The 11,866-nt window shown below is 61.8% G+C and carries 9 protein-coding genes; 8 read left to right on the top strand and 1 reads right to left on the bottom strand.

The features are described from left to right. Window position 1: 1 nt before the first annotated feature. Window positions 2-907, bottom strand: coding sequence for an ABC transporter ATP-binding protein (locus AC1DX3_RS14220; protein ID WP_476989970.1), 906 nt, complete (start codon window positions 905-907; stop codon window positions 2-4). A 208-nt stretch (window positions 908-1,115) separates the two neighbouring features. On the opposite strand from AC1DX3_RS14220, the gene AC1DX3_RS14225 reads away from it, so the two are divergent. From AC1DX3_RS14225 to ku, 8 genes are all read left to right on the top strand, one after another. Continuing rightward, window positions 1,116-2,516, top strand: a complete 1,401-nt coding sequence (locus AC1DX3_RS14225) for an FAD-binding oxidoreductase (protein WP_476989971.1) — start codon at window positions 1,116-1,118, stop codon at window positions 2,514-2,516. 121 nt (window positions 2,517-2,637) lie between these two features. Then, window positions 2,638-3,792, top strand: a complete 1,155-nt coding sequence (locus tag AC1DX3_RS14230) for an acetyl-CoA C-acyltransferase (protein ID WP_476989972.1) — start codon at window positions 2,638-2,640, stop codon at window positions 3,790-3,792. Then, the gene (locus AC1DX3_RS14235; RefSeq protein WP_476989973.1) at window positions 3,789-4,532 is read left to right on the top strand and encodes an SDR family NAD(P)-dependent oxidoreductase; all 744 of its coding nucleotides are present in this window, start codon (window positions 3,789-3,791) and stop codon (window positions 4,530-4,532) included. Before AC1DX3_RS14230 ends, AC1DX3_RS14235 begins: the two co-directional genes overlap by 4 nt. A gap of 75 nt (window positions 4,533-4,607) precedes the next feature. Next, window positions 4,608-5,489: a methylisocitrate lyase gene (prpB, locus tag AC1DX3_RS14240; protein WP_476989974.1), complete on the top strand. Its 882-nt coding sequence runs from the start codon at window positions 4,608-4,610 to the stop codon at window positions 5,487-5,489. Window positions 5,490-5,700: 211 nt separating this feature from the next. Continuing rightward, entirely contained in the window at window positions 5,701-6,861 is a 1,161-nt protein-coding gene (gene prpC, locus AC1DX3_RS14245) for a bifunctional 2-methylcitrate synthase/citrate synthase (protein ID WP_476989975.1), read from the top strand. 1 nt (window position 6,862) lies between these two features. Further along, the gene (acnD, locus tag AC1DX3_RS14250) at window positions 6,863-9,463 is read left to right on the top strand and encodes a Fe/S-dependent 2-methylisocitrate dehydratase AcnD (RefSeq protein WP_476989976.1); all 2,601 of its coding nucleotides are present in this window, start codon (window positions 6,863-6,865) and stop codon (window positions 9,461-9,463) included. Next, entirely contained in the window at window positions 9,460-10,647 is a 1,188-nt protein-coding gene (prpF, locus tag AC1DX3_RS14255) for a 2-methylaconitate cis-trans isomerase PrpF (protein ID WP_476989977.1), read from the top strand. The genes acnD and prpF overlap by 4 nt, the downstream gene beginning before the upstream one ends. Before the next feature lie 394 nt (window positions 10,648-11,041). After that, window positions 11,042-11,866 (top strand): non-homologous end joining protein Ku, encoded by an 825-nt coding sequence (gene ku / locus AC1DX3_RS14260; protein ID WP_476989978.1) that lies wholly within the window; start codon window positions 11,042-11,044, stop codon window positions 11,864-11,866.

An 11,866-nucleotide genomic window follows, 5' to 3' on the forward strand; every position in this document is an offset into this window, starting at 1 on the left:
CCTATTTCACCATCTCGGGTGATTTGGCGGCGGAAGGGTGGGCCTTGCCGGTAAGGGTGACGAAATAGACGTCCTCGAGATTGCCGGTGACGGGGTCGAAACCGTCGCCCGGATCGAGATCGGCGACGATATGGATAACGGTATTGCCGGCGAACAGGCGCTGCGAGATGACCTTGTACCGGGTTTTATAGTCGGCCAGCTCCTCGCGGCCGATGGTCTTACGCCAGATGCGGCCCTTCAGGGAGGCGATCAGTTCCTGCGGCGCACCTTCGAGCTGGATTTGGCCGCCAGCGAGGATGGCCATGCGCGGGCACAGGTCAGAGACGTCTTCGACGATATGGGTCGACAGAATCACCACGACCTCGTCGCCGATGGCGGCCAGGAGGTTGAGGAAGCGGTTGCGCTCTTCCGGATCGAGGCCCGCGGTGGGTTCATCGACGATGATCAGGCGCGGATTGCCGAGCAGGGCCTGGGCGATGCCGAAGCGTTGCCGCATGCCGCCGGAAAACCCGGCCAGGGCCTTGTTGCGGACGTCCCACAGATTGACCTGGTTCAACAGCGGAATGACCGTATTCATACGGTCTGTGCTGTTGGAAATGCCTTTCAGCACCGCCAGGTGGTCGAGCATGGCATAGGCCGAGATGCGCGGATAGACGCCGAAATCCTGCGGCAGATAGCCCAGGTTCTGGCGCAGCTTTTCCGGCTGGCGGATGACGTCGATGTCGTTGAAGGTGATGCCGCCCGAGGTCGGGGTCTGCAAGGTGGCGATGCAGCGCATCAGGGTGGATTTACCTGCGCCGTTGGGGCCCAGCAGGCCGAACATGCCGTTGGGCACTTTCAGCGAGACATTATCGAGTGCCTTGACGCCGTTGCCGTAGATGTGGGTGAGATTCTCGATGCGTAACATGGGCAGCCCCCTCGCCATTGAAGACGGTGTTATTGCGCACAGTTTGAAGCGCTCTCGTCCTTTTGTCATCGTTAAAGTTTCGTAACGCGCAGTTGTGATCGACTTTTACGAGATGTTTATGACAGGACGCATGTCAGCGATCCTTTGCCTTGGCGGGAAGTTCCGCTAAGGTCCGGGGCGCACGCCCGCCGCCTTTCCCGGTATGTCCATGACCCTGCCCATAGTCCGACAGCCATTGCCCGAAGGTTTCCTGGCCCGGGTCGGGGCCATTTTCGGCGATCGCCTGCATAGGGGCGAAGCGATCCTCCGGCAGCATGGCACGACCGAATCGCATATCGAAACCGTACTGCCTGATGCCGTGGTGTTTCCGAGGACGAGCGAGGAAGTGGTCGAGCTGGTCCATCTGTGCCGCGACCATGGCGTGCCGATCATTCCCTTCGGCGCCGGCACGTCGCTGGAAGGCCATATCTCTCCGGTCCACGGCGGGATCACGCTGGACATGTCGGAGATGAACGCCATCCTGGAGGTCAATGCCGGAGATCTCGACTGTACCGTTCAGCCGGGCGTGCGGCGCGAGCAGTTGAACGCCCATGTGCGCGATTTGGGGCTGTTCTTCCCGGTCGATCCGGGCGCCAATGCGACCTTGGGCGGCATGGCGGCGACGCGGGCTTCGGGCACCAATGCCGTGCTTTACGGCACCATGCGTGAACAGGTCCTGGCCTTGCGCGTCGTGACCGCCGACGGCCGCGATATCCGCACAAGCCGCCGTTCGCGCAAATCGGCAGCCGGTTATGACCTGACCGCCCTGATGGTCGGATCGGAAGGTACGCTCGGCATTTTTACCGAGATTACGCTGCGGCTTTACGGCATCCCGGAGACCATATCGGCCGCGGTGTGCAGTTTCGCCAGCATTGCCGGCGCCGTGGACACCGTGGCGCAACTGATTCAGCTCGGTGTCCGGATCGCGCGCGTCGAACTGCTCGACGACGTTCAGATGAGGGCGTCCAACGCCTGGTCGAAGCTCGACTATCCCGAGCTGACGACGCTTTTCTTCGAATTTCAGGGCTCGCCTGCCCAGGTCCGCGAACAGATCGACACCGTCGCTGAATTGGCGGCGGCCAATGGCGGTGGCGACTTCACCTGGGCGGAGCAGGCCGAGGATCGCAGCCGGTTGTGGAAGGCGCGCCACCAGGCCTATTATGCCGCGCTCGGTCTGCGGCCCGGCTCCGTCGGTTGGCCGACCGATGTTTGCGTGCCGATCAGCCGGTTGGCCGAATGTATCAGTGAAACCAAGCGGGACCTCGAAAAAGCGTCCATGCCGGCGCCGATCGTCGGCCATGTCGGTGACGGCAATTTCCACGTCGTCTTCGTGCTCGACCCCGACAATCCCGCCGAGCTGGCCGAGGCGGAAGCGCTCAACCATCGCCTGGTCGAGCGTGCTCTGGCCATGGACGGGACGTGCACCGGCGAACACGGCATCGGTATCGGCAAGCAGGACTGGCTGCGTGTCGAATTGGGCGAGGCGGTCGATGTCATGGCGGCGATCAAGCGCACGCTGGACCCGGCCAATATTTTGAACCCGGGAAAGATTTTCATCGCGCAAGTTTGAAGGCGGCGGGCTTGCTCTGCGCGTGCCAAACCTGTATGACGAAACTGGTTGCATATGAAACGGCACCGGCGGTCTCCAACGCATGATGATCGCGCGCGACTGACAATAAAGAGGAACATCCATGCCATTCGACGATATCGTGATTGCGGGCGGGGCGCGGACGCCGATGGGCGGATTTCAAGGCGATTTTGCCGGTGTCTCGGCGCCGCAATTGGGTGCGGCCGCAATCAAGGCAGCCTTGAACGGTTTGGCGCCTGAGCTTGTCGATGAGACGATTATGGGCTGCGTCCTGCCGGCGGGGCTCGGTCAGGCGCCGGCGCGCCAGGCGGCCTTGGGCGCCGGTTTGCCGGTCAGCGTGCCCGCCACCACGGTCAACAAGATGTGCGGTTCGGGCATGAAGGCGGCCATGCTGGGCTTTGATGCACTGTCGTCTCGCTCGGCCGACATCGTCATGGTCGGTGGCATGGAAAGCATGAGCAACGCGCCCTACCTGCTGCCGAAGGCGCGCGCGGGCATGCGTATGGGCCATGGCGAGGTCAAGGATTCGATGTTCCTCGACGGTCTCGAAGACGCCTATGACAAGGGGCGTTTGATGGGTTCGTTCGCCGAGGAGGCCGCCACCCATTATCAGTTTACGCGCGTCATGCAGGACGACTATGCGTTGGCGTCTTTGAGCCGGGCATTGGCCGCGGATTTCTCGGCCGAAATCACACCGGTCGAGACCAAGGCCGGTGTCATTACGAAAGACGAACAGCCCGGCAAGGCGCGTCCGGAGAAGATTCCGACCCTGAAGCCCGCTTTCGCCAAGGACGGCACGGTCACCGCCGCCAATGCCAGCTCGATCTCCGACGGCGCGGCGGCGTTATTGATGACGCGGGCCTCGGTGGCGGAGACCAGGGGATTGACGCCGCTGGCCCGTATCGTCGGCCATGCCAGCCATGCCGAGGAACCGGCCTGGTTCGCCCGGGCACCCGTCGGGGCGGTCAATAGGCTGCTGGCCAAGGTGGGCTGGACGATCGACGAGGTCGACCTGTTCGAGATCAACGAGGCCTTTGCCGTCGTCGCCCTGATCGCCATGCACGACCTTGGCATTCCGCATGAGAAGCTAAATGTGCACGGCGGCGCGTGCGCCCTGGGCCACCCGATCGGCGCCAGCGGCGCGCGCATTATCGTGACCCTGATCCATGCCCTGAAACAACGCGGCTTGAAGCGCGGCGTGGCGGGGGTATGCATCGGCGGCGGGGAGGCGACAGCGGTCGCGGTGGAACTGATATGAAACTGACAGGCTTAAGCGCGATCATCACGGGCGGTGCTTCGGGATTGGGCTTCGCGACGGCGCAAGCTCTCGTGGCGAAAGGCGTCCATGTCACGGTCTTCGATCTCGACAGCGAGGCCGGGCGTGAGGCCGTGGCCGGCATCGGCGCCACCTTTGCCGCGGTCGATGTCACTGACGAGGCCCAGGTCAAGGCGGGGTTGGATGTGGCGGGAGAGGCTCGGGCCCTGGTCAACTGCGCCGGCATTGCACCGGGCGCTCGGGTCGTCGGGCGCAAGGGCGTGCATAGCCTCGACCTGTTCGAAAAGGTTATCCGCATCAATTTGGTCGGCAGCTTCAATGTGTTGCGCCTGTTCGCGGAAAAGCTCTCGGTCTTGCCGGAGATCGACGGCGAGCGCGGCGTCATCATCAATACGGCCTCGGTCGCCGCCTTCGAAGGCCAGGCCGGGCAGGCGGCCTATGCCGCGTCGAAGGCGGGGATTGCCGGCATGACCATCTGTCTGGCGCGCGATCTGGCCAGCCTGCAGATCCGCGTGATGACGATCGCGCCCGGCACCTTTCTGACGCCGATGCTGATGAATATGGGCCCCGAAGTCCATGAAAAGCTGGCGGCCGAGATTCCGCATCCCCATCGTTTGGGCGATCCCAAGGAATATGCCGCCCTGGCTGTACAAATCGTAGAAAATCCCTATCTGAATGGTGAAACCATCCGTCTCGATGGCGCCCTTCGCATGAACAAATAGAACTTTAATTCAACATGTGTTGAATTTTCTTGCGGCCTGGTTTAAGCCGTGTGAACTTTAAGAGCAGGCCTAGATATGACGACTTCCCCTGGTGCCAAATTCCGCGCAGCGCTGGCGGCTGAACATCCGCTGCAGGTGATCGGCGCCATCAATGCCAACCATGCCCTGCTAGCCAAGCGGGCGGGCTATCAGGCCATCTATCTCAGTGGTGGCGGTGTCGCGGCCGGGTCGCTGGGCCTGCCGGATCTCGGCATCAATACCTTGGACGATGTGCTGACCGATGTCCGGCGCATTACCGATGTCTGCGACGTGCCGCTGATGGTCGATATCGATACGGGCTTCGGGCCGTCGGCCTTCAATATCGAACGCACGATCAAGAGCTTGATCAAGTTTGGCGCCGCTGCGTGCCATATCGAGGACCAGGTCGGCGCCAAGCGTTGCGGCCATCGGCCTGGCAAGGAAATCGTCTCGACCGAGGAAATGGTCGATCGTGTCAAGGCGGCCGCCGACGCCAAGACCGATGCCGATTTCTTTTTGATTGCGCGGACGGACGCCATCGCCGTTCATGGCGTCGATGCCGCCATCGAGCGCGCCGTCAAATGTGTCGAAGCCGGCGCCGACGGCATTTTCGCCGAAGCGGCCTATGATCTCGAGACCTATAAGCGCTTCGTCGACGCGGTTAAGGTGCCGGTTCTGGCCAATATCACCGAGTTCGGCAAGACGCCTCTATTTACCCGCGATGAGTTGGGCTCGGTTGGCGTTGGGATGGTGTTGTACCCGCTCAGCGCCTTTCGGGCGATGAACAAGGCGGCCGAAAACGTCTATACCGCCATCCGTCGCGACGGCCATCAGAAGAACGTGCTCGACACCATGCAGACGCGTGAAGAGCTCTATGACCGGATCGGTTATTGGGATTTCGAGAACAAGCTGGATCTGTTGTTCAGCGGACAGAAGTAAGGGAATTAACCACGGAAAACACGGAAAGCACGGATATCTTTGCGTTGTGATCGACGCGCAAACGTCCTCCTGAAAGGGATCGCGGATGTGATAAGGCTGACAGCCCTTCGGGTGCAAATTGCCAAAGCCAAGACATCCGTGCTTTCCGTGTTTTCCGTGGTGCAAAACTGTCCTGGCTCCGGCCAGGGAAGTCATAAAAAGGGAAACGAACATGGCCGACACCGTCGCCGAACCTACCGGCTTCAAGCCCAAGAAATCCGTCGCCCTGTCGGGCACTGTCGCCGGCAATACCGCGCTGTGTACGGTCGGCCGCACGGGCAATGACCTGGCCTATCGCGGCTATGACATCCTCGACCTCGCCAAAACCTCGGAGTTCGAGGAAATCGCCTATCTCCTGGTCCATGGTAAGCTGCCCAATGCCACCGAATTGGCCGCCTACAAGACCAAGCTGAAATCCCTGCGCGGTCTGCCGGCCAATCTGATGGACGCTCTGGAATGCCTGCCGGCGTCGTCGCATCCGATGGATGTCATGCGCACTGGTGTGTCAGTCCTCGGCTGCGTATTGCCGGAAAAGGACGATCACAACCATCCTGGCGCTCGCGATATCGCCGACCGGCTGATGGCCAGTTTCGGTTCGATGCTGCTCTACTGGTATCACTTCTCGCATAACGGCAAGCGCATCGATGTCGAGACCGATGACGACTCGATCGGCGGCCATTTCCTCCACCTGCTCCATGGCCAGCCGGCGCCGGAATCGTGGGTGCGCGCCATGCATACCTCGCTCATCCTCTATGCAGAGCACGAGTTCAACGCCTCGACCTTTGCCGCCCGCGTCGTCGCCGGCACCGGCTCCGACTTCCATTCCTGCATCGCTGGCGCCATCGGCGCCCTGCGCGGACCGAAACATGGCGGCGCCAATGAAGCCGCCTTCGACATCCAGAAGCGCTATGACAGCCCTGACGAAGCCGAGGCCGATATCCGCGCCCGCGTCGAACGGAAAGAGGTCGTCATCGGCTTTGGCCACCCGGTCTATACCGTCTCCGATCCGCGCAATGTCTGCATCAAGGAGGTGGCGCGGTCGTTGTCGGCCGAACAGGGCAATATGAAGATGTTCGATATCGCCGAACGCCTCGAGACCGTCATGTGGGACGCCAAGAAGATGTTCCCCAATCTCGACTGGTTCTCGGCGGTTTCCTACCACATGATGGGGGTGCCAACGGCGATGTTTACGCCCCTGTTCGTCATTTCGCGCACCTCGGGCTGGTCGGCCCATGTCATCGAACAGCGCATCGACGGCAAGATCATCCGCCCCAATGCCAACTATGTCGGCCCCGAAGACCAGCCCTTCGTGGCGCTGGACGATAGGAAATAAGGTGAGCAACAGCGCATATCGAAATCGCCTGCCGGGCACCGACCTCGATTACTTCGACGCGCGCGCCGCCGTCGATGCGATCCGGCCTGGCGCCTATGACCGGCTGCCCTATACCTCGCGCGTCCACGCCGAGAACCTGGTGCGGCGGTGCGATCCGGCGACTTTGACAGCTTCGCTGACGCAATTGATCGAACGCCGGCAGGATCTCGATTTTCCGTGGTATCCGGCGCGGGTGGTGTGTCACGATATCCTGGGGCAGACGGCCCTGGTCGATCTGGCCGGTCTGCGCGACGCTATTGCCGACGCCGGCGGCGATCCGGCACAGGTCAATCCGGTGGTGCAGACCCAACTGATCGTCGACCACTCCTTGGCGGTCGAATTCGACGGCAATGATCCCGACGCCTTCGCCAAGAACCGCGCCATCGAGGACCGCCGCAACGAGGACCGCTTCCATTTCATCGAATGGACCAAGAAGGCCTTCAAGAATGTCGAGGTCATCCCGCCGGGCAACGGTATCATGCACCAGATCAATCTGGAGCGCATGTCGCCGGTGGTGCAGGTTCGAGACGGCGTCGCCTTCCCGGACACCCTGGTCGGAACGGACAGCCACACGCCGCATGTCGATGCCCTGGGCGTGATCGCCATCGGAGTCGGCGGGTTGGAAGCCGAGAATGTCATGCTGGGCCGGGCATCATGGATGCGCCTGCCCGACATCATCGGCGTCGAATTGACGGGCGAGCCACAGCCGGGCATCACCGCCACCGATATCGTGCTGGCCCTGACAGAATTTCTGCGCCAGCAAAAAGTGGTCGGCGCCTATCTCGAATTCTTCGGCGAAGGGGCGCGGGCTTTGACGCTCGGCGACCGCGCGACCATCTCCAACATGACGCCGGAATTCGGCGCCACGGCGGCGCTGTTTTCCATCGACCAGCAGACGATCGACTATCTGACCCTGACTGGCCGGGCGCCGGAGCAGGTGCGTTTGGTCGAACTGTACGCCAAGCAGACCGGCCTGTGGGCCGATGCCTTGACGACGGCCGACTATCCGCGCGTCATTCGCTTCGATCTGTCGAGCGTGGTGCGCAATATGGCCGGGCCGTCCAATCCGCATAAACGGTTGCCGACTTCGGACCTGGCGGCGCGTGGTATCGCGGCGAAATGGGAAGAGATTCCCGGCGAAATGCCCGACGGCGCGGTGATCATCGCCGCAATCACCTCGTGTACCAACACCTCCAACCCGCGCAATGTCATTGCCGCGGCGCTATTGGCGCGCAACGCCAATGCCCGCGGTCTCACTCGCAAGCCGTGGGTCAAGTCATCCCTGGCGCCGGGATCCAAGGCGGTCCAGCTCTATCTCGAGGAGGCCGATCTGTTGACCGAGCTGGAAAAGCTCGGCTTCGGCATTGTCGGTTTTGCCTGCACCACCTGCAACGGCATGAGCGGGGCGCTGGATCCGGTCATCCAGCAGGAGATCATCGACCGCGACCTCTATGCTACCGCCGTTTTGTCGGGGAACCGCAATTTCGACGGCCGCATCCACCCTTATGCCAAGCAGGCCTTTCTCGCCTCGCCGCCGCTGGTCGTCGCCTATGCCATTGCGGGCACGGTGCGTTTCGATATCGAAAAGGACGTGCTGGGCATCGACCCGCAGGGGAATGAGGTGCGGTTGAAGGATATTTGGCCGTCGGACGAAGAGATCGACGCGATTGTCGCCAGCGCCGTCAAGCCTGAGCAGTTCCACCGCGTCTACGACCCGATGTTTACCTTCACGGTCGATCACAAGCAAAAGGTCAGCCCGCTCTACGACTGGCGGCCAATGAGCACCTATATCCGCCGGCCACCCTATTGGGAGGGGGCGCTGGCGGGTGAGCGCAGCTTGAAGAACATGYGGCCCTTGGCGGTCCTGCCCGACAATATCACGACCGACCATTTGTCGCCGTCCAACGCCATCATGATGAACAGCGCCGCCGGTGAATATCTCCACAAGATGGGCGTACCGGAGGAGGACTTTAACTCCTATGCCACCCACCGTGGCGACCATTTGACGGCGCAACGGGCGACCTTTGCCAATCCGCAATTGGTCAATGAAATGGCTGTGGTCGACGGCCAGGTGAAGAAGGGCTCGCTGACCCGGATCGAGCCGGACGGAACCGTGGTGCGTATGTGGGAAGCCATTGAGACCTATATGGCGCGCAAGCAGCCTCTGATCATCGTTGCAGGCGCTGATTACGGCCAGGGTTCGAGCCGTGACTGGGCCGCCAAGGGCGTGCGCCTGGCCGGGGTCGAGGCCATCGCCGCCGAGGGTTTCGAACGCATCCACCGCACTAACCTGATCGGCATGGGCGTCCTGCCTTTGGAGTTCAAGCCAGGCACGACGCGGTTGACTCTCGGGCTGGACGGCAGCGAAGTTTACAGCGTCGAGGGTGAGTTGACACCGCGGGCGACGGTGACCCTGGTGATTGAGCGCAAGACCGGTGAGCGTATCGAGGTGCCGATGACCTGCCGGCTGGATACCGCCGAAGAAGTGTCGATCTATGAGGCCGGTGGGGTGTTGCAGCGCTTTGCCCAGGATTTCCTGGCGGAAAACCGGGTGACGTCATGACGGCGCCGCAGATCCGGATTCCCGCCACCTATATGCGCGGTGGCACCAGCAAGGGCGTGTTTTTCAGCATCGACGACCTGCCCGAAACAGCGCGCGTGCCGGGTGCGGCGCGTGACCGGTTGCTTCTGCGAGTGATCGGCAGTCCCGACCCTTACGGCAAGCAGATTGACGGCATGGGCGGGGCGACGTCCTCGACCTCGAAGACGGTGATCCTGAGCAAGAGCGCCAGGCCGGATCACGATGTCGATTACCTGTTCGGCCAGGTGGCGATCGACCAGGCCTTTGTCGATTGGAGCGGCAACTGCGGTAATCTGTCCGCGGCCGTAGGGCCGTTTGCCATCTCGAATCGTCTGATCGACCCCGCACGTGTGCCGCACAATGGTGTTTGCACCGTGCGTATCTGGCAGGCCAATATCAACAAGACCATCGTCGCCCATGTGCCGATGACCAATGGCGCGGTGCAGGAAACCGGCGACTTCGAACTCGACGGCGTGACCTTCCCGGCGGCCGAGGTGCAGATCGAGTTTCTCGATCCGGCGGCGGATGAGGATGGGGCAGGGGGCAGCATGTTCCCGACCGGTAACGTGGTCGACGATCTCGATGTGCCGGGTGTTGGCGTATTGCAGGCGACCCTGATCAATGCCGGCATTCCGACGATTTTCGTCAATGCTGACTCGATCGGTTATACCGGGACTGAACTGCAAGATGCCATTAACAGCGATCCGAAAGCCCTGGCGATGTTCGAGACGATCCGCGCCCATGGCGCCGTTCGGATGGGTTTGATTAACAATGTTGCCGATGCTACCAAACGCCAGCATACGCCGAAGGTTGCCTTTGTGGCACCGCCCGCCGGCCATGCGGCGTCAAGCGGCAAACGCGTCGAGGCGGGTGATGTCGATCTGTTGGTGCGCGCTATGTCGATGGGCAAGATGCACCACGCTATGATGGGGACGGCGGCGGTGGCTATCGGGACAGCGGCGGCGATCCCCGGGACCCTGGTCAATCTGGCAGCCGGTGGTGGGCCCCGAACGGCCGTTCGTTTCGGTCATCCGTCGGGCACTCTGCGCGTCGGCGCCGAAGCCAGCCAGGTCAACGGCGAATGGGTGGTCAAGAAGGCCATCATGAGCCGCAGCGCCAGGGTATTGATGGAAGGCTGGGTGCGGGTGCCGGGGGATTCGATCTAAGGGGTATCCGCAGATTTACGCTTCTGACTGCTGGGCTGTTGCGGTAGAAAAGGGGGACCACGGAAAGGCACGGATGCGCCACTGCGCGGCTTCGCACGGAAAGACACGGATATTCGAGGTCGCGATGACCTCTGCGCCCGAAGGGCAAATCCTCCGTGTGTTTTAACGTGGTGGGCTGTTTGGCGCTTCGCCCCCCAGCCGGAAACGCAAAGAAATCCGTGTCTTTCCGTGGGAAGCCTCGCTTTGCGAGGCGCATCCGTGCCTTTCCGTGGTCCCACTTGCTTCCTCTACCCGATCTGCCAGCGCCTCCGCCAGCCCGGCAAAAGCGTACTGAAAACTTACGCCTGTGCGGGAAAAATAGCCGCTTTCACGAGGTTTTGCGAAGGATCGGCTCATGGCTCTGCGGCCCTATTGGAGCGGCAATATCCGGCTGTCGCTGGTGTCCCTGCCGGTGAATATCTATGCGGCGCTCAATCGCAGCAAACAGATCGCCTTTCATGAGATCTACCGCCCGACCGGCGAGCGCGTCCACCACACCCTGATGGTCGGGGAGAAGGAGGTCGACCGCGACGACGTCATCAAGGGCTATGAGGTCGAGAAGGGCGAATATGTCCTGATCGAACCCGATGAGATCAAGGAGCTCAAGATCCCGTCGAGCAAGACCCTGGAGATCGTTGAATTCGTCGACGCCGACGCCATCGACGCCGTCTATTTCGAGTCGCCCTATTTCGTCGCGCCCGACGGCAAGGATGACAAGACCTTCGCCGTTATCCGCGATGCCCTGCGCAAAAGCGGCAAGATTGGGGTCGGGCAATTGGCGATCGGCGGCCGCGAACGCCTGTGTTCCCTGAAACCCTATGGCTGCGGCCTGCTGTTGGAAACCCTGCGCTACGAGGATGAGATCAGGGACGCGGACCCCTATTTCGATGACCTGGACGACGCCACGGCCAATGCCGAAGAGGTCGATCTGGCCATGGAATTGATCAAGCGCAAGGCGGCGAAGTTCGAACCGGGTAAGTTCAAGGATCATTACCGGCTGGCCGTCAAGGAACTGATCGATGCCAAGTCCGAGCACCGCAAACCACGAGAAGTGGTGGCCGAAAAGCCGATGGGCAAGGTGGTCAATCTGATGGACGCCCTGCGGCAAAGTTTGAAGGAAAAAGCGGAGCCGGAAAAAACGGAAACGCACAAGGCGGTGCGCAAGCGAAAGGCAGGCTAG

Source organism: Asticcacaulis sp. P2_B1 (assembly GCF_056404915.1).